This is a genomic window from Pseudomonas sp. NPDC087185, assembly GCF_044744955.1.
In the GTDB taxonomy this organism is placed as follows: domain Bacteria; phylum Pseudomonadota; class Gammaproteobacteria; order Pseudomonadales; family Pseudomonadaceae; genus Aquipseudomonas.
Genome location: NZ_JBIUZK010000004.1, coordinates 232,069 through 253,149, shown reverse-complemented (window position 1 = coordinate 253,149; position 21,081 = coordinate 232,069). Strand labels below are relative to the sequence as shown.

The 21,081-nt window shown below is 62.8% G+C and carries 22 protein-coding genes and 1 pseudogene; 14 read left to right on the top strand and 9 right to left on the bottom strand.

From position 1 onward, the window contains the following. Positions 1 to 96: 96 nt before the first annotated feature. Entirely contained in the window at positions 97 to 1,590 is a 1,494-nt protein-coding gene (locus ACIPIJ_RS15760; protein ID WP_401078037.1) for an aldehyde dehydrogenase, read from the bottom strand. A gap of 197 nt (positions 1,591 to 1,787) precedes the next feature. Here ACIPIJ_RS15760 and ACIPIJ_RS15755 point away from each other — a divergent pair, with 197 nt between their 5' ends. After that, positions 1,788 to 2,147: a cupin domain-containing protein gene (locus tag ACIPIJ_RS15755; RefSeq protein ID WP_401078034.1), complete on the top strand. Its 360-nt coding sequence runs from the start codon at positions 1,788 to 1,790 to the stop codon at positions 2,145 to 2,147. Positions 2,148 to 2,233: 86 nt separating this feature from the next. Here ACIPIJ_RS15755 and rpmG read toward each other — a convergent pair whose 3' ends face one another. Continuing rightward, positions 2,234 to 2,389 carry a 50S ribosomal protein L33 gene (rpmG, locus tag ACIPIJ_RS15750; protein ID WP_003253507.1) on the bottom strand — a complete coding sequence of 52 codons (156 nt, stop codon included), beginning with the start codon at positions 2,387 to 2,389 and terminating at the stop codon, positions 2,234 to 2,236. A gap of 10 nt (positions 2,390 to 2,399) precedes the next feature. Continuing rightward, positions 2,400 to 2,636 carry a 50S ribosomal protein L28 gene (gene rpmB / locus ACIPIJ_RS15745; protein ID WP_008091535.1) on the bottom strand — a complete coding sequence of 79 codons (237 nt, stop codon included), beginning with the start codon at positions 2,634 to 2,636 and terminating at the stop codon, positions 2,400 to 2,402. A 360-nt stretch (positions 2,637 to 2,996) separates the two neighbouring features. On the opposite strand from rpmB, the gene ACIPIJ_RS15740 reads away from it, so the two are divergent. Beyond that, on the top strand, positions 2,997 to 4,586 hold the full coding sequence (locus ACIPIJ_RS15740) for an ABC transporter substrate-binding protein (RefSeq protein ID WP_401078030.1): 1,590 nt from the start codon (positions 2,997 to 2,999) through the stop codon (positions 4,584 to 4,586). 129 nt (positions 4,587 to 4,715) lie between these two features. Here the strand turns inward: ACIPIJ_RS15740 and radC are convergent, their stop codons facing one another. After that, the gene (radC, locus tag ACIPIJ_RS15735; RefSeq protein WP_401078028.1) at positions 4,716 to 5,396 is read right to left on the bottom strand and encodes a DNA repair protein RadC; all 681 of its coding nucleotides are present in this window, start codon (positions 5,394 to 5,396) and stop codon (positions 4,716 to 4,718) included. Positions 5,397 to 5,524: 128 nt separating this feature from the next. Here radC and coaBC point away from each other — a divergent pair, with 128 nt between their 5' ends. The 7 genes and pseudogenes from coaBC (at position 5,525) to ACIPIJ_RS15700 (ending at position 11,594) form a co-directional block, all read left to right on the top strand. After that, the gene (gene coaBC, locus ACIPIJ_RS15730) at positions 5,525 to 6,736 is read left to right on the top strand and encodes a bifunctional phosphopantothenoylcysteine decarboxylase/phosphopantothenate--cysteine ligase CoaBC (RefSeq protein ID WP_401078025.1); all 1,212 of its coding nucleotides are present in this window, start codon (positions 5,525 to 5,527) and stop codon (positions 6,734 to 6,736) included. A 5-nt stretch (positions 6,737 to 6,741) separates the two neighbouring features. Beyond that, a complete protein-coding gene (gene dut / locus ACIPIJ_RS15725) occupies positions 6,742 to 7,197 on the top strand; it encodes a dUTP diphosphatase (protein WP_401078022.1) in 456 nt (151 codons plus the stop codon). Between the two features lie 135 nt (positions 7,198 to 7,332). Beyond that, a pseudogene (locus ACIPIJ_RS15720) lies at positions 7,333 to 8,706 on the top strand (phosphomannomutase/phosphoglucomutase); the annotation flags it as partial. A gap of 30 nt (positions 8,707 to 8,736) precedes the next feature. Beyond that, positions 8,737 to 9,642 (top strand): acetylglutamate kinase, encoded by a 906-nt coding sequence (gene argB / locus ACIPIJ_RS15715; protein WP_241806754.1) that lies wholly within the window; start codon positions 8,737 to 8,739, stop codon positions 9,640 to 9,642. 219 nt (positions 9,643 to 9,861) lie between these two features. Then, positions 9,862 to 10,542: a CsgG/HfaB family protein gene (locus tag ACIPIJ_RS15710; RefSeq protein WP_401078019.1), complete on the top strand. Its 681-nt coding sequence runs from the start codon at positions 9,862 to 9,864 to the stop codon at positions 10,540 to 10,542. 27 nt (positions 10,543 to 10,569) lie between these two features. Beyond that, complete coding sequence (locus ACIPIJ_RS15705) at positions 10,570 to 10,938, top strand: DUF4810 domain-containing protein (RefSeq protein ID WP_401078016.1); 369 nt, start codon at positions 10,570 to 10,572, stop codon at positions 10,936 to 10,938. Continuing rightward, positions 10,935 to 11,594, top strand: a complete 660-nt coding sequence (locus ACIPIJ_RS15700) for a DUF799 domain-containing protein (protein ID WP_401078013.1) — start codon at positions 10,935 to 10,937, stop codon at positions 11,592 to 11,594. Before ACIPIJ_RS15705 ends, ACIPIJ_RS15700 begins: the two co-directional genes overlap by 4 nt. Before the next feature lie 69 nt (positions 11,595 to 11,663). Here the strand turns inward: ACIPIJ_RS15700 and pyrE are convergent, their stop codons facing one another. Then, the gene (gene pyrE / locus ACIPIJ_RS15695) at positions 11,664 to 12,305 is read right to left on the bottom strand and encodes an orotate phosphoribosyltransferase (RefSeq protein WP_003253405.1); all 642 of its coding nucleotides are present in this window, start codon (positions 12,303 to 12,305) and stop codon (positions 11,664 to 11,666) included. An 80-nt stretch (positions 12,306 to 12,385) separates the two neighbouring features. Between pyrE and ACIPIJ_RS15690 the strand changes: the two genes are divergently transcribed. Then, positions 12,386 to 13,165 (top strand): exodeoxyribonuclease III, encoded by a 780-nt coding sequence (locus tag ACIPIJ_RS15690; RefSeq protein WP_003253401.1) that lies wholly within the window; start codon positions 12,386 to 12,388, stop codon positions 13,163 to 13,165. A gap of 61 nt (positions 13,166 to 13,226) precedes the next feature. On the opposite strand, the gene rph is transcribed toward ACIPIJ_RS15690, so the two are convergent. Further along, positions 13,227 to 13,949 (bottom strand): ribonuclease PH, encoded by a 723-nt coding sequence (gene rph / locus ACIPIJ_RS15685; RefSeq protein WP_401078010.1) that lies wholly within the window; start codon positions 13,947 to 13,949, stop codon positions 13,227 to 13,229. Positions 13,950 to 14,177: 228 nt separating this feature from the next. Here rph and ACIPIJ_RS15680 point away from each other — a divergent pair, with 228 nt between their 5' ends. After that, on the top strand, positions 14,178 to 15,041 hold the full coding sequence (locus ACIPIJ_RS15680; RefSeq protein WP_401078007.1) for a YicC/YloC family endoribonuclease: 864 nt from the start codon (positions 14,178 to 14,180) through the stop codon (positions 15,039 to 15,041). 13 nt (positions 15,042 to 15,054) lie between these two features. Then, positions 15,055 to 15,675: a guanylate kinase gene (gene gmk / locus ACIPIJ_RS15675; RefSeq protein ID WP_401078004.1), complete on the top strand. Its 621-nt coding sequence runs from the start codon at positions 15,055 to 15,057 to the stop codon at positions 15,673 to 15,675. A 35-nt stretch (positions 15,676 to 15,710) separates the two neighbouring features. Here gmk and ACIPIJ_RS15670 read toward each other — a convergent pair whose 3' ends face one another. The 3 genes from ACIPIJ_RS15670 to ACIPIJ_RS15660 all read right to left on the bottom strand — a co-directional run bounded on the left by ACIPIJ_RS15670 (position 15,711) and on the right by ACIPIJ_RS15660 (position 19,460). Continuing rightward, positions 15,711 to 17,249, bottom strand: coding sequence for an APC family permease (locus ACIPIJ_RS15670; protein WP_401078002.1), 1,539 nt, complete (start codon positions 17,247 to 17,249; stop codon positions 15,711 to 15,713). 113 nt (positions 17,250 to 17,362) lie between these two features. Continuing rightward, entirely contained in the window at positions 17,363 to 18,112 is a 750-nt protein-coding gene (locus ACIPIJ_RS15665) for a gamma-glutamyl-gamma-aminobutyrate hydrolase family protein (protein WP_401078000.1), read from the bottom strand. Between the two features lie 4 nt (positions 18,113 to 18,116). Next, positions 18,117 to 19,460 (bottom strand): glutamine synthetase family protein, encoded by a 1,344-nt coding sequence (locus tag ACIPIJ_RS15660; RefSeq protein ID WP_401078956.1) that lies wholly within the window; start codon positions 19,458 to 19,460, stop codon positions 18,117 to 18,119. A gap of 244 nt (positions 19,461 to 19,704) precedes the next feature. On the opposite strand from ACIPIJ_RS15660, the gene ACIPIJ_RS15655 reads away from it, so the two are divergent. Then, positions 19,705 to 20,577: a LysR family transcriptional regulator gene (locus ACIPIJ_RS15655; protein ID WP_401077997.1), complete on the top strand. Its 873-nt coding sequence runs from the start codon at positions 19,705 to 19,707 to the stop codon at positions 20,575 to 20,577. A gap of 189 nt (positions 20,578 to 20,766) precedes the next feature. Continuing rightward, positions 20,767 to 21,030 (top strand): DNA-directed RNA polymerase subunit omega, encoded by a 264-nt coding sequence (gene rpoZ / locus ACIPIJ_RS15650; protein WP_012312123.1) that lies wholly within the window; start codon positions 20,767 to 20,769, stop codon positions 21,028 to 21,030. The last annotated feature ends 51 nt before the right edge of the window (positions 21,031 to 21,081 follow it).

Genomic DNA, 21,081 nt, shown 5'->3' with positions numbered 1-21,081 from the left:
CTCCCAGGCAGAATGCTTGAACAGCAGAAACGACACAGCCGGGACGGCGTGAACCGGCCCGGCTGTTGTTGGGGCTGTAGTGCAGCCCCTCTGGATTTACAGCTTGATCCAGGTCGCTTTCAGCTCGGTGTACTTCTCCAGCGCATGCAGCGACTTGTCACGGCCGTTGCCCGACTGCTTGAAACCACCGAACGGCGCGGTCATGTCGCCACCGTCGTACTGGTTCACCCAGACGCTGCCAGCGCGCACCGCGCGGGCGGTCTTGTGGGCCTTGGAGATGTCCGAGGTCCAGATGCCGGCCGCCAGGCCATATGGGGTGTCGTTGGCGATGGCGATGGCTTCTTCGGCGGTGTCGAAGGTGATCACCGACAGCACCGGGCCGAAGATTTCTTCCTGGGCGATCTTCATCGCGTTGGTCACGCCGTCGAAGATGGTCGGCTCGACGTAGGTGCCGCCAGTCTCTTCGAGGATGCGCTTGCCACCGGCCAGCAGCTTGGCGCCGTCCTGGTGCCCGGCGTCGATGTACGACAGCACGGTGTTCATCTGTTGGGTGTCGACCAGCGCGCCGACGGTGGTCGCAGGATCCAGCGGGTTACCCGGCTTCCAGGCCTTGAGGGCCTCGACCACCAGTGGCAGGAATTTATCCTTGATCGAACGCTCGACCAGCAGGCGGGAACCGGCGGTGCAGACTTCGCCCTGGTTGAATGCGATGGCGCTGGCGGCAGCTTCGGCGGCGGCTTGCAGGTCCGGGGCGTCGGCGAAGACGATGTTCGGGCTCTTGCCACCGGCTTCCAGCCAGATACGCTTCATGTTCGACTCGCCGGCGTAGATCATCAGCTGCTTGGCGATCTTGGTCGAGCCGGTGAACACCAGGGTGTCGACGTCCATGTGCAGGGCCAGGGCCTTGCCGACGGTGTGGCCGTAGCCTGGCAGCACGTTCAGCACGCCCGCCGGGATGCCGGCTTCGATGGCCAGCTGGGCAATGCGGATGGCAGTGAGCGGCGATTTTTCGGACGGTTTGAGTACCACCGAGTTACCGGTGGCCAGGGCCGGGCCGAGCTTCCAGCAAGCCATCAGCAGCGGGAAGTTCCACGGCACGATGGCGCCGACCACACCCACCGGCTCACGGGTCACCAGGCCGAGCTGGTCATGCGGGGTTGGCGCGACTTCGTCGTAGACTTTGTCGATGGCTTCGGCATTCCAGTGCAGCGCTTGCGCCGCGCCCGGGACGTCGATGCTGGAGGCGTCACCGATCGGCTTGCCCATGTCGAGGGTTTCGAGCAACGCCAACTCTTCGACGTTCTTGCGCAGCAGGTCGGCAAAGCGGATCAGCTTGGCCTTGCGCTTGGCCGGGGCCAGGCGCGACCAGACGCCGGAATCGAAGGTGGCGCGGGCGTTTTCCACGGCGCGGTTGGCGTCGGCCAGGTCGCAGCTGGCGACCTTGGCCAGGAAGCGTCCGTCGACCGGGCTCAGGCAGTCGAATGTTTCACCGGATGCGGCGTCGGTGTATTCGCCATTGATGAAGGCACGGCCTTCGATCTTCAGTTGCTGGGCGCGTTGTTCCCAGTCTGCACGAGTCAGGGTGGTCATACGAAACTCCTCCTCTTGTTTAGGGTGCAACGCCGCACTGAGGACTCACAGGCGTTGTCAGAATTCTGGCCGGGCGACAAGCGCACACGGGCAAGCGATACCCTAAACCAGGCCGGGTAAACTATCAATATATTTGACACGAAAGGCCTAAAAGCCTACTGATGTGCATTTTATTAAACAACAACAGGAGCCGCACCATGAGCATCGCCAGCATCATCGACTTCGCCCAGGTCCTCACCGAGGCCGAGCGCTACCGCCCGGCGGCGGAAAAAATTCTCAAGGGCGAGCCGGACCAGGCGGTCTACAACCACTACTCCAGCCCTTGTGGCCAGTTTGCTGCGGGCGTGTGGGAAGGTGAAGTCGGGCAGTGGACTGTGAGCTACACCGAGCACGAGTATTGCGAGATCGTTCAGGGCGTCTCGGTGCTGCGCGACCCGGATGGCGGTGCCAAGACGCTGCGTGCCGGTGATCGCTTTGTCATCCCTGCGGGCTTCAAGGGCACCTGGGAAGTGCTGGAACCGTGCCGCAAGATCTATGTGATGTTCGAGCAGAAATAACGCGCGGTCGCCAGACAGCCCGTTGCGACAGGCATAAAAAAACCCGCGTCCTTTCGGATGCGGGTTTTTTTCAGGTCGCCGATCAATTACTTGATCTTGGCTTCCTTGTACACCACGTGCTTGCGAACAACCGGATCGTATTTCTTGATCTCGATTTTGTCCGGAGTGGTGCGCTTGTTCTTGTCGGTGGTGTAGAAGTGGCCGGTACCGGCACTCGAAACCAGACGGATCAATTCACGCATGATGTTCTCCTTAGACCTTGGCGCCAGCGCGACGGATGTCAACCAGAACGGCGTCGATGCCGCGCTTGTCGATGATACGCATGCCCTTGGCAGAAACGCGCAGACGCACGAAACGGTTCTCGGACTCAACCCAGAAACGGTGGTGCTGCAGGTTCGGCAGGAAACGACGACGGGTTTTGTTGTTTGCGTGGGAAATGTTGTTCCCGGTTACTGGACCCTTACCAGTAACTTGACAGACTCTCGACATGACTCAGCCCTCTAAAACCACATGCCCAACCCGGCATGGGTTGGCCGCTTAATCTCTCAGTCTTTGGCGCCAGGCGCCGTGATTCTGGAGGTCTTATCGACCGGATCCGCTGATGCGACAGGCCGAGCCCCTAGAAAAGAGCGCTGCTTTATACCAGAAAGACTGCGTTGCAACAACAGATGATGAGCATCTAGCTGAGACAAATCGTGCGCGAGCAGCATAGCGGCTAGCCCGGCGTAGTGTCGACCACTCGTCGCCAAGCGGCGTAAAAAGAGAGTGGTCATTTGCCGATGCGCACACTAGGGTAGGACGTTTCCAGACTGCACTGGCAGATGGGCCACTGACAGCCAAGGAGTCACGATGCGTGCCGCCGCCCTTTCCTTATTGTTTACCTCACTGTTTGCCGCAGGCGTTGCCCAGGCGGCCCCGCTGAGCGTCTGCAGCGAAGCCAGCCCCGAAGGCTTCGACGTGGTCCAGTACAACTCGCTGACCACCACCAATGCCTCGGCTGACGTGCTGATGAACCGCTTGGTCGAGTTCGACGCCGCGCAAGGCAAGGTCGTACCCAGCCTGGCGCAAAGCTGGACGGTGTCGCCCGACGGCCTGGTCTACGACTTCAAGCTGCGTGACGGCGTCAAATTCCACAGCACGGCGTACTTCAAGCCCACCCGCGAGCTGAATGCCGACGACGTGCTGTTCAGCTTCCAGCGCATGCTCTACCCCGCCCACGCCTGGCACAAGACCGCGCCGGGTGGCTACCCGCACGCGCAGTCGCTGCAACTGGGTAGCCTGATCAAGTCGATCGAGGCCACCGAGCCGAACAGCGTGCGCTTCACCCTGACCCACGCCGACGCTACCTTCCTGGCCACCCTGAGCATGGGCTTCGCCTCGATCTACTCGGCCGAATACGCCGACAAACTGCTCAAGGCCGGCACCCCGGAGAAGCTCAACAGCCAGCCGATCGGCACCGGCCCGTTCGTCTTCCAGCGCTTCCAGAAGGACGCGGTGGTGCGTTACCGCGCCAACCCCGACTATTTCGACGCAAAGCCCTCGGTCGACCCGTTGATCTTCGCCATCACCACCGACGCCAACGTGCGCCTGCAGAAGCTCAAACGCGGCGAATGCCAGGTAGCCCTGTCACCCAAACCGCTGGACGTTGCCGAAGCCGGCAAGGACAGTAACCTCAAGGTGGCCACCGCGCCGGCCTTCATGACTGCCTTCGTCGCCATCAACAGCGAGCACCCGCCGCTGGACAAGCCCGAAGTGCGCCAGGCGATCAACCTGGCCTTCGACAAGCAGGCCTACCTCAAGGCCGTGTTCGAAGACACCGCCACCGCCGCCAACGGCCCTTACCCGCCCAACACCTGGAGCTACGCCAAGGACCTGCCCGGCTACCCGCTGGACCTGAAAAAGGCCAAGGCGCTGCTGACCAAGGCCGGCCTGCCAGATGGCTTCAGCACCACGATCTGGACCCGCCCATCGGGCAGCCTGCTCAACCCCAACCCGAGCCTGGGCGCGCAGATGCTGCAGGCCGACCTGGGCAAGATCGGCATCAAGGCCGAAATCCGTGTGATCGAATGGGGCGAGCTGATCCGCCGCGCCAAAGCCGGTGAGCATGACCTGCTGTTCATGGGCTGGGCGGGCGACAACGGCGACCCGGACAACTTCCTCAGCCCGCAGTTTTCCTGTGCGGCGGTGAAGTCGGGGACCAACTTCGCGCGGTTCTGCGACAACCGGCTGGATCAGCTGATCAGTGCCGGGCGCACGACCAACGACCAGAGCGTGCGCAGCCGGCTTTACCAGCAGGCGCAGACGCTGATCCAGCAGCAGGCACTGTGGGTGCCGCTGGCGCATCCGACAGCGGCGACACTGTTGCGTGACGGGGTCGAGGGGTATCAGGTGAGCCCGTTCGGGCGGTTGGATTTCAGCAAGGTTTCGGTGAACCGCTGAGTTTGAGGGTGCCTGCACTGACCCTTTCGCGGGACAAGCCCGCTCCCACAAGAACGCCTCTGCTTCAGAGAATGCGGAGAACCTGTGGGAGCGGGCTTGCCCCGCGAAGAGGCCGGTACAGGTACACCGCTAAGCAACAATCCACCCATGCTCGACCATCGACAACGGCTCCCCATCGCCCACGATGATGTGATCGAGCACCCGCACATCGATCAGCGCCAGCCCCCGCTTCAGCGATAACGTCATGTGCACATCGTCCTGGCTGGGCTCGCTGTTACCCGAAGGATGGTTGTGGCACAGGATCAACGCCGCCGCATTGTGCAGCAATGCCCGACGCACAACCTCGCGGGGGTAGACGCTTGCCCGGTCTATCGTGCCCCTGAACAGAATCTCGAAGGCCAGTGGCCTGTGCTTGGTATCCAGGAAAAGGCAACCGAACACCTCGCTGGCCTCGTGACGCAGCATGGCTTTGAGATAACGCCGAACTGCCGTCGGGTTATCCATGACCGATTCACGCTCAATGGACGTCGCAAGGTGCCTGCGCCCGATCTCCAGCAATGCCTGTAACTGGCTGTACCTCACCGGCCCAAGCCCAAGCTCGCCCAAGAAGCCTTCCCGGTCGGCCTCCAGCAACTGACGGAGGCCTCCAAACTTCACCAGCAGCCCTCGCGCCAGCTCCATGACATTGCGGCCACGCACACCGGAACCCAGAAATACCGCCAACAGTTCCGCATCGGAAAGGCTGCCGGCCCCGCGCAACAACAACTTCTCCCTCGGCCGCTCTTCAGCGGGCCACTCCCTGATATTCATCCCTGCTCCTTGGTCGTGCTGCGGCACGTTTGGGCCCTGTGTTAATCTATTTCGCCTCGTACATGCGACGTTCTGCCGCAGGCAGTCTTGTTCGTCGCCGCCCGCTCTCACTGGAAAAAGGCAAGCCTATGCAGCGGCTGTATCGCAAGCGCATCGTTCTCGGCGTTGGGGGCGGCATTGCCGCCTACAAGAGTGCCGAGCTGATTCGCCGTCTCCTGGAGCACGGCGCGCAGGTGCGCGTCGTCATGACCCGTGGTGGTGCTGAATTCATCACCCCGCTGACCTTGCAGGCGCTGTCCGGCCACCCGGTACACCTGGATCTGCTCGACCCCGCCGCCGAAGCGGCCATGGGCCATATCGAACTGGCCAAGTGGGCCGACCTGGTGCTCATCGCCCCGGCCACCGCCGACCTGATGGCGCGTATGGCCCAGGGCATGGCCGACGACCTGCTGACCACCCTGGTGCTGGCCACCGACGCCACTGTGGCTGTCGCCCCGGCCATGAACCAAGCAATGTGGCGCGACCCGGCCACCCAGGCCAACCTCGAAGTGCTCAAGAGCCGTGGCATCCAGGTGTTCGGCCCGGCCTCCGGCAGCCAGGCCTGCGGCGACGTGGGCCTGGGCCGCATGCTCGAAGCCACCGACCTGGCCTGGTGCGCCGCCGAAAGCTTCAAGCGCCAGGCGCTCACCGGCAAGCACGTGCTGATCACCGCCGGCCCGACTCAGGAAAACATCGACCCGGTGCGCTACATCACCAATCATAGCTCCGGGAAGATGGGCTTTGCCCTGGCCGAAGCGGCCGCCGAAGCCGGTGCTCGGGTGACCCTCGTCACCGGCCCGGTGCACCTGCAGACGCCCGACCGGGTCAACCGCATCGACGTGGTCAGTGCGCGGGACATGCTCGCCGCCTGTGAAGCTGCCATGCCGTGCGACCTGTTCATCGCCTCGGCAGCGGTCGCGGACTACCGCCCAGAGGTCGTTGCCGCGCAAAAGCTCAAGAAAGATCCTACGACCGGCGACGGCATGCTGCTGCAGATGGTGCGTAATCCCGATATCCTTGCCACCATCGCTGGCCGCAACGACCGCCCGTTCAGCGTTGGCTTTGCCGCCGAAACCGAACATTTGCTCGATTACGCCACGCGCAAGCTCAAGGACAAGAACCTCGACCTGATCGTCGCCAATGATGTGGCCAACCCCAGCATTGGCTTCAACAGCGAAGAGAACGCCTTGACCGTGATCGACCGCCAGCAGCACCAGACCCTCTTCGCGCAGACCAGCAAGGGCAAGATCGCCCGGCAACTGGTCGCCTTCATCGCCGAACGGCTCAATCAGGTTCAATAAGTTACATGCACGCTCTTCAAGCCAAAATCCTTGACCCACGCCTGGGCAGCGAATTCCCGCTGCCGCAATACGCCACCCCGGGCTCCGCCGGCCTCGACCTGCGCGCCCTGCTGAAAGAGGACACTGTCCTTGAGCCGGGCCAGACCCTGCTGATCCCCACCGGCCTGTCGATCTACATCGGCGACCCGGGCCTGGCAGCAATGATTCTGCCGCGCTCGGGCCTGGGCCATAAGCACGGCATCGTGCTGGGCAACCTGGTCGGCCTGATCGATTCGGACTACCAAGGGGAACTGATGGTGTCGTGCTGGAACCGCGGCAACACGCCGTTCACCATCGCCGTTGGCGAGCGCATCGCCCAGCTGGTGCTGGTGCCGGTGGTGCAGGCGCATTTCGACATTGTCGAAAGCTTCGACGAAAGCCAGCGCGGCACCGGCGGTTTCGGCCACTCCGGCACCAACTGAGACGAGCGGCGACCGTTGGCGCCATGGATGGCGAACTCTCTGGCAAAACCGCCGTCCAAGCGTTCAGTTTGCGCCTGCCCAGAAGGCCTTTGATTAATGGAGCTTCCAGAGATGAACGACATGGCCCACCTGGTCCCCGCACTGCCTGACAGCATCTTCCGCGCGTACGATATCCGCGGCGTGGTCGGCAAGACCCTGCACGCCGAAACGGCCTACTGGATCGGCCGCGCCATCGGCGCCCAGACCCTCGCCCAGGGCGAACCGCAGATCTCCGTCGGCCGCGACGGCCGGCTGTCTGGCCCAATGCTGGTCGAGCAACTGATCAAAGGCCTGGTCGAAGCCGGTTGCCAGGTCACCGACGTTGGCCTGGTGCCGACCCCAGCGCTGTATTTCGCCGCCAACGTGCTGGCGGGCAAGTCGGGCGTGATGCTCACCGGCAGCCACAACCCTTCGGATTACAACGGTTTCAAGATCGTCATCGCTGGCGATACCTTGGCCAACGAACAGATTCAGGCCCTGCTGACCCGCCTGAAAACCAACGACCTGACCCGTGCCGAAGGCAGCGTGCAGAAGGTCGAGATCCTTGAGCGCTACTACCAGCAGATCGTCGGCGACGTGAAACTGGCGAAGAAGCTCAAGGTGGTGGTGGATTGCGGCAACGGCGCAGCCGGCGTGATCGCACCGCAGCTGATCGAAGCCCTTGGCTGTGAAGTCATTCCGTTGTTCTGCGAGGTGGATGGCAACTTCCCTAACCACCACCCGGACCCGGGCAAGCCGGAAAACCTCGAAGACTTGATCGCCAAGGTCAAGGAAACCAACGCCGACATCGGCCTGGCCTTCGACGGCGACGGCGACCGCGTGGGCGTGGTGACCAACACTGGCAGTATCGTCTACCCCGACCGCCTGCTGATGCTGTTTGCCCAGGACGTGCTGTCGCGCAACCCCGGCGCCGAGATCATCTTCGACGTCAAATGCACCCGCCGCCTGACCCCGCTGATCGAACAGCACGGCGGCCGCGCGCTGATGTGGAAGACCGGCCACTCGTTGATCAAGAAGAAGATGAAGCAGACCGGTTCGCTGCTGGCTGGCGAGATGAGTGGGCACATTTTCATCAAGGAGCGTTGGTACGGCTTCGACGACGGCATCTACAGCGCCGCGCGCCTGCTGGAGATCATCAGCAAGGCCGGGCAGAACGCCGAAAACCTGTTCGCCGCCTTCCCGAACGATATTTCCACACCGGAAATCAACATTGATGTGACCGACGAGGGTAAATTCAGCATCATTGATGCACTGCAACGCGACGCTGACTGGGGCGACGCCAGCCTGACCACCATCGACGGTGTGCGGGTCGACTACGCCCAGGGCTGGGGCCTGGTACGCGCCTCCAACACCACGCCGGTGCTGGTGCTGCGCTTCGAGGCCGAAAGCGACGCCGAGTTGCAACGTATCAAGGATGTTTTCCGCGCCCAGTTGCTGCGGGTTGCCCCTGAGCTGCAACTGCCGTTCTGACCGACTATCTGTTCCTTACAGGAGCCCTGCATGACCCTCGATCGCGATGCCGCTTCCCATGTAGCCGAGGTTTTGTCCGAAGCACTGCCTTACATTCGCCGCTTTGTCGGCAAGACCCTGGTGATCAAGTACGGCGGCAACGCGATGGAGAGCGAAGAGCTCAAGACCGGCTTCGCCCGGGACATCGTGCTGATGAAGGCCGTGGGCATCAACCCGGTGGTCGTGCACGGTGGTGGCCCGCAGATCGGCGACCTGCTCAAGCGCCTGTCGATCGAAAGCCACTTCATCGATGGCATGCGCGTCACCGACGCGGCGACCATGGATGTGGTTGAAATGGTCCTGGGTGGCCAGGTCAACAAGGACATCGTCAACCTGATCAACCGCCACGGCGGCAGCGCCATCGGCCTGACCGGCAAAGATGCGGAACTGATCCGCGCCAAGAAGCTCACCGTAAGCCGCCAGACCCCAGAGATGACCCAGCCGGAAATCATCGACATCGGCCACGTCGGCGAAGTGGTCAGCGTCAACACCGACCTGCTGAACATGCTGGTGAAGGGCGACTTCATCCCGGTGATCGCGCCAATCGGCGTGGGCGCCAACGGTGAGTCGTACAACATCAACGCCGACCTGGTGGCCGGCAAGGTGGCCGAAGCACTGAAAGCCGAGAAGCTGATGCTGCTGACCAACATCGCCGGCCTGATGGACAAGCAGGGCCAGGTACTGACCGGCCTGACCACCGAGCAGGTCAACGAGCTGATCGCCGACGGCACCATCTACGGCGGCATGCTGCCGAAGATCAAGTGCGCGCTGGATGCGGTTCAGGGTGGCGTGACGACCTCGCACATCATCGACGGCCGCGTACCGAATGCGGTGCTGCTGGAGATCTTCACAGACAGTGGCGTGGGCACCCTGATCAGCAACCGCAAGCGTCACTGATTTCACCGCAACACCTGCGGGGCAAGCCCCACACTCGTGCCTTTGAAACAGGCGTGGGGGTGGGCTTGCCCCGCTTTGCGTTCGAATGAATGCACCCAACAGGTAGCTCACGGCCGACAATCTTCATGTTCAACCATCAAGATTGCGCACGCGCAGCCGAGACAACGTGGCAAAATGCAACCTACTTGCAAATAGCCACTACTTACCTGGAGAACACGCGTGAAATACGCATCACAAGGACTCGTGCTGGCAGCCGCCCTGGCTGTCGGGTCCATCGCCGGCTGCGCCACCGAAACATCCACCGCTGTTGCCGTGCAGCAGGTCGAAAGCGTCAACCGCCCCTACAGCGGCGTGCGCGCACCGATTGCCGTCGGCAAGTTCGACAACCGCTCGAGCTACATGCGCGGTATCTTTTCGGACGGCGTCGACCGTCTGGGCGGCCAGGCCAAGACCATCCTGATCACCCACCTGCAGCAGACCAACCGCTTCAACGTGCTCGATCGCGACAACATGAGCGAGATCCAGCAGGAAGCGGCGATCAAGGGCCAGGCGCAACGCCTGAAAGGCGCAGACTTCGTGGTGACCGGTGACGTTACCGAGTTCGGCCGCAAGGAAGTCGGTGATCACCAGCTGTTCGGCATTCTCGGCCGCGGCAAGACCCAGATCGCCTACGCCAAGGTGGCGCTGAACATCGTCAATATCAGCACCTCCGAAGTGGTCTACTCAAGCCAGGGAGCGGGTGAATACGCACTCTCCAACCGCGAGATCATCGGTTTTGGCGGCACCGCCAGCTACGACTCGACGCTCAACGGCAAGGTCCTCGACCTGGCCATGCGCGAAGCCGTGAACAAGCTGGTGGGCGCAGTCGAAAACGGCCAGTGGAACCCCAAGGCCCAGTAACCGGCTTTTCCAGGAAGGACTCCAACCATGAGCATTACCCTCCCGGCCAAGCGCGCCTGCGCTGGCCTCGTGCTGGGCAGCATCCTGCTGGCCGGCTGCAATGCGCCCAAGCCGCTGTACCAGTGGGAAAGCTACCAACCACAGGTTTACGGCTACCTCAAAGGCGACTCGAAAGAAGAGCAGGTCACCGCCCTGGAGCGCGACCTGGAGAAGATCAAGGCCAAGAACGGCGCCGTGCCGCCTGGCTATCACGCACAGCTTGGCCTGCTCTACTCCAGCCTGGGCAAGGATGACCAGATGGTTCAGCAGTTCCGCACCGAGAAAGCGCTGTTCCCGGAATCGGCGGCCTACATGGACTTCCTGTTGAGCAACGCCAGCAAGGGGGCCAAGCCATGATCAAGCGCCTCACCCAATTGCTGGTCGGCGCCTGCGTGCTGGCCTTGTTCGCTGGCTGCGCCGAGCGCAAGACCATCGACTACTCGGCCTACAAGCAGGCCCGCCCCAAGTCGATCCTGATCCTGCCGCCGCTTAACGAGTCGCCGGACGTCAAGGCCACCTACAGCATGCTGTCGCAAGTCACCTATCCGCTGGCGGAAGCCGGCTACTACGTGATGCCCGTGGCACTGGTGGACGAAACCTTCCGCCAGAACGGCATGACCACCCCCGCCGACATCCATCAGCTGCCGACCACCAAGCTGCACGAGATTTTCGGCGCCGATGCCGGCCTGTACGTGACCGTCTCAGACTATGGCACCCGCTACATGGTGCTGAGCAGCGCGACCATCGTCACCGCCAACGCCAAGCTGGTCGACCTGAAGACCGGTACCACCCTGTGGACAGGCAGCGCCACCGCCTCCAGCCAGGAGAACCAGCAGAACCAGGGCGGCTTGATCGGCATGCTGGTCGCGGCAGCGATCAACCAGATCATCAGCAGCGTTCAGGATGATGCCGGCTACCCTATCGCCGGCATCACCAGCGCGCGCCTGCTGTCGCCCTACCCCAACGGCGGCATCCTCTACGGGCCGCGTTCGCCGAAGTACGGCACCGACTGAGTACGACCGGAGGCGACACAAAAAAGGCGACCTTCACTGAAGGTCGCCTTTTTCATTGCCAGGCCGGAATCAGATCCCGTACTGCGCCCGATACGCCTCGACAGCAGGCAGGTGCTGCTTGAGCTGCGGGTCATCGGCCAGGAACTCCAGCACCTGGGTCAGCGAAACGATGCTGACGACCGGAATACCAAAGTCGCGTTCCACTTCCTGGATCGCCGACAGCTCGCCATTACCGCGCTCTTCGCGGTTCAGTGCGATCAGCACGCCCGCCGCCTTGGCCTGCTGGGCATTGATGATCTGCATGACTTCGCGGATAGCGGTACCGGCTGTGATCACGTCGTCGATGATCAGCACGTCACCGGCCAGCGGCGCGCCGACCAGGCTGCCGCCTTCGCCGTGATCCTTGGCTTCTTTGCGGTTGAAGCACCAGGGCACATCGAGCTGATGCTGATCGGCCAGGGCCACGGCGGTGGTCGCCGCCAGGGGGATGCCCTTGTAGGCCGGGCCAAACAGCACGTCGAATGGGATCTTGCTGTCGACGATGGCCGCCGCGTAGCAACGCCCCAGCTCAGCCAGGGCGGAACCTGTGTTGAACAGGCCGGCATTGAAGAAGTATGGGCTGGTACGCCCTGATTTCAGGGTGAATTCACCGAAGCGCAGAACACCGCGATCGATGGCAAAACGGATAAAGTCGCGCTGATACGGCTGCATGGAAAGTCCCGGACACCACGGATTTAGCTAAATGGGTTGAGCTCGGGTATCATACACGCACGAGATTTTTGGGGCCATTTATGCGGATCATCAGTGTGAACGTAAATGGCATTCAGGCTGCGGCCGAGCGTGGATTGCTCAGCTGGTTACAAGCCCAGAATGCCGACGTCATCTGCCTTCAGGATACCCGCGCCTCGGCCTTTGAACTCGACGACCCAGCTTTCCAGCTCGATGGCTATTTCCTTTATGCCTGCGACGCGGAGGTACCCGCCCAAGGTGGCGTGGCACTGTACTCGCGCATGCAGCCCAAGGCAGTCATCACCGGCCTGGGCTTCGAGACAGCCGACCGCTACGGGCGTTATCTGCAAGCAGATTTCGACAAAGTCAGTATTGCCAGCCTGCTGCTGCCTTCGGGCATGAACGGCGACGAAGACTTGAACCAGAAGTTCAAGTTGATGGACGACTTCGCCAAGTACCTGGACAAGCAGCGCCGCAAGCGCCGCGAGTACATCTACTGCGGCTCGTTCTACGTGGCGCAGCAGAAGCTCGACATCAAGAACTGGCGCGACAGCCAGCAGTCGCCTGGCTTCCTGGCGCCCGAGCGTGCCTGGATGGACGCGATCACCGGCGAAATGGGCTATGTCGATGCCCTGCGCGAAGTCAGCCGCGAAGGTGACCAGTACAGCTGGTGGCCGGACAACGAGCAGGCCGAGATGCTCAACCTGGGCTACCGGTTTGACTACCAGATCCTGACCCCGGGCCTGCGCCGTTTCGTGCGCAACGCCCGCCTGCCACGTCAGCCGCGCTTCTCGCAACACGCGCCGCTGATCGTCGACTACGACTGGACGTTGACCATCTGAGTACTGCTCAGGCACAAAAAAGCCGACATCACTGTCGGCTTTTTTGTGCCTGCAGAAACAGTCAGTCGGCCAGTGCGGCCTGCTGCAGTTCGAAAATCTCGTTCATGCCTTTTTGCGCCAGCGCCAGCATGGCGTTGAAGTCTTCAGGCTGGAACGGTGCACCTTCGGCGGTGCCCTGCACTTCGATGAAACCACCGGCGCTGGTCATGACCACGTTCAGGTCGGTCTCGGCCTTGGAGTCTTCCGCATAGTCCAGATCGAGGACTGCCTCGCCCTGATACATGCCCACCGACACGGCGGCGATCATGTGCTTGAGCGGGTTGCCGGCCTTCAGGCCGCCGCGCTTCTTGATCACCGCCAGGGCATCGACCAGCGCGACCATGGCACCGGTGATCGACGCAGTGCGTGTGCCGCCGTCGGCCTGGATCACGTCGCAGTCGATGTACAGGGTGACGTCACCCAGCTTGCTCATGTCCAGCGCGGCGCGCAGCGAGCGGCCAATCAGGCGCTGGATTTCCAGGGTGCGGCCACCCTGCTTGCCACGGCTGGCTTCGCGCTGGTTACGCTCGCCAGTGGAACGCGGCAGCATGCCGTACTCGGCGGTCAGCCAGCCTTGGCCCTGGCCTTTGAGGAAGCGCGGCACGCCGTTTTCAACGCTGACCGTGCAGATGACCTTGGTGTCACCGAACTCGACCAGTACCGACCCTTCGGCGTGCTTGGTGTAGTTGCGGGTGATGCGGATCGAGCGGAGCTGATCGGCGGCGCGACCACTTGGACGTTTCATCTGGGATACCTGTACTGGGACTTTGAATCTGCCCAGCATTATAGAGCCCGCTGCCCGGCGAGGACATGCTTATTGTCGCGTCGCGGACAGCCTGTCGCCTTTTCCCATTGCCCGATGGCGGCTCTGTAACATGGCCGGATTGGGCGCCGAGGCGCCACTGCGCTACAATCCTGCGCCTTGCAGCCGAAAGGCTGACCCCGTTCACTTCATCTACGCGAGGTACTCCCCATGGTGCACAGCATGACCGCTTTTGCTCGTGTCGAGCGCGCCGGCAGCCAAGGCACCCTGGCCTGGGAACTGCGCTCGGTCAACCACCGCTACCTTGAACCCCACCTGCGCCTGCACGACGCCCTGCGCGACCTCGAAGGCGCGGTGCGTGAAGGCCTGCGCCAAGGCCTGTCACGTGGCAAGGTCGAATGCACCCTGCGCCTGCACGAAGACAGCAATGGCAAACCGCTCAAGGTTGACCGTGAGCGCGCTGCGCAGCTGGTCGCCGCCGCCGAAGAAGTGGCTGGCCTGATCAAGCAGCCAGCACCACTCAACCCACTGGAGGTGCTGTCCTGGCCGGGCGTACTGGTGGCCGATGCCAGCGACCCGCAGGCACTCAATGCCGAGGCCTTGGCACTGTTCGACGAAGCCCTGGCCGAACTCAAGGCCGGGCGCCAGCGTGAAGGCCAGGAGCTGGCCCGGCTGATCAACGAGCGCCTGGACAACATTTCCACCGAGGTCACCACCCTGCGCGCCCTGGTGCCGCAGATGCTGGCGGCGCAGCGGCAGAAGATCATCGACCGCTTCGGCGACCTCAAGGCCGAGCTCGACCCGCAGCGCCTGGAACAGGAGATGGTGCTGTTGGCGCAAAAGAGTGACGTTGCAGAGGAACTCGACCGCCTCAGCACCCACGTCACCGAAGTGCGCCGGGTGCTCAAGTCCGGCGGCGCCGCCGGGCGGCGCCTGGACTTTTTGATGCAGGAGCTCAACCGCGAGGCCAACACCCTGGGCTCCAAGGCCTTCGACCCGCGTAGCACGCAAGCGGCGGTCAACCTGAAGGTGCTAATCGAACAGATGCGTGAACAAGTACAGAACATCGAGTAAGGCCACCCCGACCATGAATCACAGCAGCGGCACTCTCTACATCGTTTCGGCTCCTTCGGGTGCCGGAAAAACCAGCCTGGTAACGGCCCTGACCACGGACGACCAGCAAATCCGCGTCTCGGTCTCGCACACCACCCGCGCCATGCGCCCGGGTGAGCAGCACGGGGTGAACTACCACTTCGTCGTTCACGAAGAATTCAAGGCATTGATCGACCAGGGTGACTTCCTGGAGCATGCCGAAGTGTTCGGCAACTTCTATGGCACCTCGCGCAGTGCGCTGCAGCAGACCCTCGACCAAGGCTTCGACCTGATTCTCGAAATCGACTGGCAAGGCGCCCAGCAGGTACGCAAGCTGATGCCTGAGGCCCTGTCGGTATTCATCCTGCCGCCAAGCCAGGAAGCCCTGCGCCATCGCCTGGACGGCCGCGGCCAGGACAGCGAAGCGATCATCGACGGGCGCATGAAGGAAGCGGTCAGCGAGATGGTGCACTACGACGAGTACGACTACGTCATCATCAACGATGACTTCGACGTGGCGCTGGAGGAGTTGAAGGCGGTGTTTGTCGCCAACCGGCTGCTGCTGAAGAAACAGCAGCAGCGTCACGGGGCGCTGCTGAAAGAACTGCTTTCCTGATAGACCGAAAGGGGCTGCTTTGCAGCCCCTTTCGTTTATTCCTGCAACTGCAGGGTCGCCTGCTGTCGCAGGGTAGCCCCCAGGAAATAAGCCGGCGCACGCATCCGCGAAAGCATCATCAGCACGATCCCCAGTGCCGAGATGATCGCCGCAATCACGAACACCAACCCAAGCCCGGCCACATGCGAGCCACTGCCGAATTCCGGCGAGGCGCTGTCGATGGCGGTGCGCACGAAAATCACCGACAGGATCACCCCACCCACCAGCGGGCACAGGCCGCGCATGAAGAAGTGGCGCAGGCTGGAGAACAGGCTGTGGCGGAAGTACCAGACGCAGGCAAAGGCGGTCAGCGAATAGTAGAAGCAGATCATCATGCCCAGCGCGGTGATGGTATCGGCTAGCACATTTTCGCTCAGGGTACGCATGGTCACGTAGAACAGGCCTGCGGCAATGCCGGCGCAGATGGTCGCGTAGCGCGGGGTTTGCGAGCGCGGGCAAACCTTGGCAAAGCGCTCTGGCACCGCACCGTAATAACCCATGGCCAGCAGGGTGCGCGCCGGCGAGACGAAGGTCGACTGCAGCGACGCGGCGGTGCTGGCCAACACTGCGATGGACATCAGGATCGCCAGCGGCCCCATGACCGGCCCGGCCAGGTGAGCGAAGACGTTCTCCTGGATACGCGGGTTGTTCAGGCCCAGGCCGTGCTCGCTGATCCCGGCGAATTGCAGGGTGGCGATGGCGGTAAGCAGGTACAGGCCCAGAATCAGCAGCACCGTCCAGGTCGCCGCCTTGCCAGGCACCTCGTCGCTGCCGATCGATTCTTCACTGACGGTCAGGCACACGTCCCAACCCCAGAAGATGAAGATCGACAGCGACAGGCCCGCGGCGAACGCCGAGAACGACTCGACGCCAAACGGGTTGAACCAGGCGAAGTCGAATGCCAGCGGCGGCGGCGCGGTGGTCTCGCCGAAGGCAGCGAAGGCAAAGCCGATCAGCACCAGCAGCTGCAGCGCCACCAGGCCATATTGCACCGTCATCGTGGTGGCCATGCCGCGGCAACAGATCCACACCGCCATGGCGATGAACACGCAGCAGGTGGTGATGTTGATCAGCAGGTTATCCGCCAGGGCTGCCAGCTCAGGGTTGCCGGTGATCTGGCCAAGGAACAGATAGAAGAAATCGACGGCGACGCCTGCCAGGTTGGACAATACGATGGTGGTCGCGACGACCAGCCCCCAGCCACCGATCCAGCCGATCATCGGGCCGAAGGCGCGGGCCGACCAGGTAAAGGAAGTGCCGCTGTCAGGCTCCGCTGCGTTCAGCTCGCGGTAGCCCAGGGCGACCAGCAGCATAGGCAGGAAGCCAACGATGAACACGGCGGGAAGGTGGGCGCCGACCTCCCGCACGGTAGGGCCAAGGGCGCCGGTCAGGGTGTAGACCGGGGCGATCGTGGAAATGCCCAGCACCACGCTGGCCAGCAGGCCGAGACGGCCCTTGGCCAGGCCTTTGCTGCGCTGAGTGCTGCCCGAGTCGGCCGCATCGGGTGGGCGACCGGCTTCTGTGTAATTGCTCATGAGTATTTGCCGTAACTATTGGAATTGTTGTCACAGGCCTTGCGAACAAGGCGCTTTCACTCATTGAAAGCTTGCGAATCGGTGTCGGTCATCCAAGACCTTCGGGTAAAACCCTACCGTGCAGCATGGGCAATGCAGGCCTCGCGGAACGCCTGGAACAGGCGGCGGGAGACCGGGTTTTCGGCAAAACGCCATTCCGGGTGCCACTGCACGCCGAGCACAAAGCCCGGCGCATCAGGCATCGACACCGCTTCGATCAGGCCATCCGGGGCCCGTGCCTCGACACGCAGGCCCGGAGCCAGGCGGTCGATGCCCTGGCTGTGCAGCGAGTTGACGTCGAACTGCGCAGCCAGGCCCAGGCGCTCGAACACCCCGCCAGGCGCAATGCCGACGGGGTGACGAGGGCCGTATTGCACCTCCAGGGGTGCATCTTCAGGTTCTCGATGGTCCAGGTAGCCCGGCAGTTCCTGCACACGCTGGTGCAGGGTGCCGCCAAGGGCTACGTTCAGCTCCTGGAAACCACGACAAATGCAGAATACCGGTACACCGGCGGCAATCGCCGCCTGCAGCAGCGGCAGGGTCAGGCGGTCACGTGCAAGGTCGTGCCGGGTGCCTTCCGCGCTGGGGGCGCCATTGTAATGATGCGGCTCGACATTTGAAGGTGAGCCGGTAAAAAGAATGCCGTCGAGCCGGGCCAGCAGCGCTTGCGTGTCGCTGCCACCATCGCGGGCCGGCAGGATCAGCGGCAACCCGGCAAAGCCGGCCGCCTCGACATACTTGTCGCCCACCGTGTGCGACGAGTTCTTCCCCACCTGCTGGCGGCAGGCGCTGACACCGATCAAGGGGACCGCATTTGCGCTCATGGGCTTACACCGTGTGCAGGTACCAGTTGTACTCAAGGTCGGAGATCGACACTTCGAACTCGGCCAGCTCGCTTTCCTTGCAGGCCACGAAGATGTCGATGTAGTCCGGGCTGATGTATTGGTTGAGCACTTCGCTGTCATCCAGCGCGCGCAGGGCATCACGCAGGTTGTTCGGCAGGCTCTGTTCCAGCTGCTCGTACGAGTTGCCTTCAATCGGTGCGCCCGGCTCGACCTTGCCGGTCAGGCCGTGGTGGATGCCGGCCAGGATCGCCGCGAGCATCAGGTACGGGTTGGCGTCGGCGCCGGCGACGCGGTGCTCGATGCGCACGTTTTCGCTGCTGTCGGTGGGCACGCGAACGGCCACGGTGCGGTTGTCCAGGCCCCAGCTCGGCGCGTTCGGCACATAGAACTGCGCGCCAAAGCGGCGATAGGAGTTGATGTTCGGGCACAGGAAGGCCATCGACGCCGGCATGGTTTCCAGCACACCGCCAATGGCATGGCGCAGGGCGTCGCTTTGCAGCGGGTCTTCATGGGCAAAGATGTTCTTGCCGGTTTTCTTGTCCAGCAACGAGATGTGCACGTGCAGGCCGTTACCCGCCTGGCCCGGGTAGGGCTTGGCCATGAAGGTGGTGTCCATTTCATGGTCGTAGGCGACGTTCTTGATCAGGCGCTTGAGCAGGATCGCGTAGTCGCAGGCCTTCAGCGGGTCGGCCACGTGGTGCAGGTTGACTTCGAACTGCGCCGGGGCGCTTTCCTTGACGATGGCATCGGCGGGCAGGCCCTGCTCCTTGGCCGCTTCCAGCATGTCTTGCAGGCAGTCGGCATATTCGTCGAGGTCGTCGATGAGATAAACCTGGGTCGACTGCGGGCGCTTGCCCGAGATCGGCGAGCGCGGCGGCTGTGGGCGGCCGTTGAGGTTGTCCTGATCGATCAGGTAGAACTCCAGCTCGAACGCGGCGCAAATATCCAGGCCCAGGTCGTCGAACTTGCTCACCACCTGGCGCAGCACCTCGCGCGGGTCGGCGAAGAACGGCTCGCCTTCGATCTCGTGCATGGTCATCAGCAGCTGGGCGGTGGGGCGTTTCTGCCAGGGTTCGTTGCACAGCGAGCCTGGGATCGGGTAGCAGATGCGGTCGGCATCGCCGATGTCCAGGCCAAGGCCTGTGCTTTCAACGGTAGAGCCGTTGATGTCCAGGGCGAACAACGAAGCCGGCAGGTTGATCCCCTTCTCGTACACCTTGTGCAGGCTGGCCCGCTCGATGCGCTTGCCGCGTACCACGCCGTTCATGTCGGAGATCAGCAGATCGACGTACTGGGTGTCCGGATGGGCCTGGAGGAAGTCTTTCATCTCGCTGGAAGAACTGGCGCACGGGGTGACCGACGTCATGGTGTACATCCTTTGATTTGCTGCGGCGATGTGGGGATACGGCTGGCGCCTCACGGGCGACGATGGTTGCAGCTGTTGTTTTTTTCACTTTCCCATCGTGGGGATTGGTTGCCCGACCAGGCGCATTGATTCCCAGGGGCGGTTCCACTATAAAATGGCCTCAACGCAACAGACATTGGCATTTCGGCAAGCAGAGCGTGCACCAATGCAATATCAGATTACCCACGCCGACCTCTCCCTGGTCCTGGCCCTGGAGCGCGGTCGCTCGCTGGCCAAGGCCGCCGAGTTGCTCAAGGTCGACGTTTCGACCGTGTTTCGATCCATTCGCCGGCTGGAATCGGCGCTCGGCACCGCGCTGTTCGTCAAGAGCCGCAAAGGCTACCTGCCGACCGACACCGCCCAGGCCCTGGCCGAACAGGCCGAGCGCGCCGAGCAGGCGCTGGATGCCGCGCGCATCGCCATGACCAGTGGCGAGCAGGTGGTCAGCGGCACCGTGCGCCTGACATGTACCGAGGCGGTGATGCACAGCTTGCTGCTGCCGGCGCTGGCCGAGTTCATGCCCAACTACCCGGCGCTGTCGCTGGAAATGGGCACCTCCAACACCTTCGCCAACCTCAGCCGGCGCGATGCCGACATCGCCCTGCGGCTGACCAACACCCCGCCGGAGCACCTGGTCGGGCGCTGCCTGGGCTCCACCTCCTACGTGATTTGCGGCCAACCGCAGTGGCGCGAACGCCTGGCCGAGAGGCACAACAGCGTGCCGTGGATCGCCCCCGACGACTCGATGCAGGACCACCCCACGGTGGTCTGGCGCAACCAGCAATACCCCGGGCTGAGCCCGCGTTACCAGTGCAGCAGCATGTCGACCATTGCGCAGCTGGTAAGCACCGGGCTGGGTGTGGCGGCGCTGCCCGACTACATGGTCCACGCCCTGCCCGGCGTCGATGCGCTGAGCGGGCCGCTGGCGGGGTGTGATACCCAATTGTGGCTGCTGACCCGGCCGGACTGTCGGGCGCTGCGTTCGGTGCAAACTTTGTTCGAGGAACTGACCCCACGGTTGCGTGGCGCGATGTTGTGAGATACAAGAGGGACATGTCTGTTCCGGCGCTTTCGCGGGCAAGCCCGCTGCCACAGGGTGCGGCGCAGGCGTATCAGGCAACCACTCGGCAAAACATCGCTTCCCTATTGGCTGGTGATTTTTTAAACTATCGAGTCCGCCTGCCCATATTGGGCTGCACGCCCATCGCATTTGCTACTGAGGAAGACCATGGCCCGCGTAACTGTTGAAGACTGCCTGGAACACGTGGATAACCGTTTTGAGCTGGTCATGCTCTCGACCAAGCGCGCCCGTCAGCTGGCTACCGGCGGCAAAGAGCCGCGCGTAGCGTGGGAAAACGACAAACCGACCGTCGTTGCCCTGCGCGAAATCGCCGAAGGCATCGTCACCAACGAATTCATCGCTGCTGAAGAGATCGTCACCGAGGATCCGGTCTTCGCCGCGTTCGAGGACGAGTCCAACGAGGCTGTCTAAGCCATGCCTGGTCGACGTCGCGCGGCACAAGGCCCTCTTCCTCGGCAAGAG

Bases quoted from the DNA above. Each gene is read 5' to 3' on its own strand.
- ACIPIJ_RS15760 (WP_401078037.1), bottom strand. From the start codon at position 1,590: ATGACCACCCTGACTCGTGCAGACTGGGAACAACGCGCCCAGCAACTG.
- ACIPIJ_RS15755 (WP_401078034.1), top strand. From the start codon at position 1,788: ATGAGCATCGCCAGCATCATCGACTTCGCCCAGGTCCTCACCGAGGCC.
- rpmG (WP_003253507.1), bottom strand. From the start codon at position 2,389: ATGCGTGAATTGATCCGTCTGGTTTCGAGTGCCGGTACCGGCCACTTC.
- rpmB (WP_008091535.1), bottom strand. From the start codon at position 2,636: ATGTCGAGAGTCTGTCAAGTTACTGGTAAGGGTCCAGTAACCGGGAAC.
- ACIPIJ_RS15740 (WP_401078030.1), top strand. From the start codon at position 2,997: ATGCGTGCCGCCGCCCTTTCCTTATTGTTTACCTCACTGTTTGCCGCA.
- radC (WP_401078028.1), bottom strand. From the start codon at position 5,396: ATGAATATCAGGGAGTGGCCCGCTGAAGAGCGGCCGAGGGAGAAGTTG.
- coaBC (WP_401078025.1), top strand. From the start codon at position 5,525: ATGCAGCGGCTGTATCGCAAGCGCATCGTTCTCGGCGTTGGGGGCGGC.
- dut (WP_401078022.1), top strand. From the start codon at position 6,742: ATGCACGCTCTTCAAGCCAAAATCCTTGACCCACGCCTGGGCAGCGAA.
- argB (WP_241806754.1), top strand. From the start codon at position 8,737: ATGACCCTCGATCGCGATGCCGCTTCCCATGTAGCCGAGGTTTTGTCC.
- ACIPIJ_RS15705 (WP_401078016.1), top strand. From the start codon at position 10,570: ATGAGCATTACCCTCCCGGCCAAGCGCGCCTGCGCTGGCCTCGTGCTG.
- ACIPIJ_RS15700 (WP_401078013.1), top strand. From the start codon at position 10,935: ATGATCAAGCGCCTCACCCAATTGCTGGTCGGCGCCTGCGTGCTGGCC.
- pyrE (WP_003253405.1), bottom strand. From the start codon at position 12,305: ATGCAGCCGTATCAGCGCGACTTTATCCGTTTTGCCATCGATCGCGGT.
- ACIPIJ_RS15690 (WP_003253401.1), top strand. From the start codon at position 12,386: ATGCGGATCATCAGTGTGAACGTAAATGGCATTCAGGCTGCGGCCGAG.
- rph (WP_401078010.1), bottom strand. From the start codon at position 13,949: ATGAAACGTCCAAGTGGTCGCGCCGCCGATCAGCTCCGCTCGATCCGC.
- ACIPIJ_RS15680 (WP_401078007.1), top strand. From the start codon at position 14,178: ATGGTGCACAGCATGACCGCTTTTGCTCGTGTCGAGCGCGCCGGCAGC.
- gmk (WP_401078004.1), top strand. From the start codon at position 15,055: ATGAATCACAGCAGCGGCACTCTCTACATCGTTTCGGCTCCTTCGGGT.
- ACIPIJ_RS15670 (WP_401078002.1), bottom strand. From the start codon at position 17,249: ATGAGCAATTACACAGAAGCCGGTCGCCCACCCGATGCGGCCGACTCG.
- ACIPIJ_RS15665 (WP_401078000.1), bottom strand. From the start codon at position 18,112: ATGAGCGCAAATGCGGTCCCCTTGATCGGTGTCAGCGCCTGCCGCCAG.
- ACIPIJ_RS15660 (WP_401078956.1), bottom strand. From the start codon at position 19,460: ATGAAAGACTTCCTCCAGGCCCATCCGGACACCCAGTACGTCGATCTG.
- ACIPIJ_RS15655 (WP_401077997.1), top strand. From the start codon at position 19,705: ATGCAATATCAGATTACCCACGCCGACCTCTCCCTGGTCCTGGCCCTG.
- rpoZ (WP_012312123.1), top strand. From the start codon at position 20,767: ATGGCCCGCGTAACTGTTGAAGACTGCCTGGAACACGTGGATAACCGT.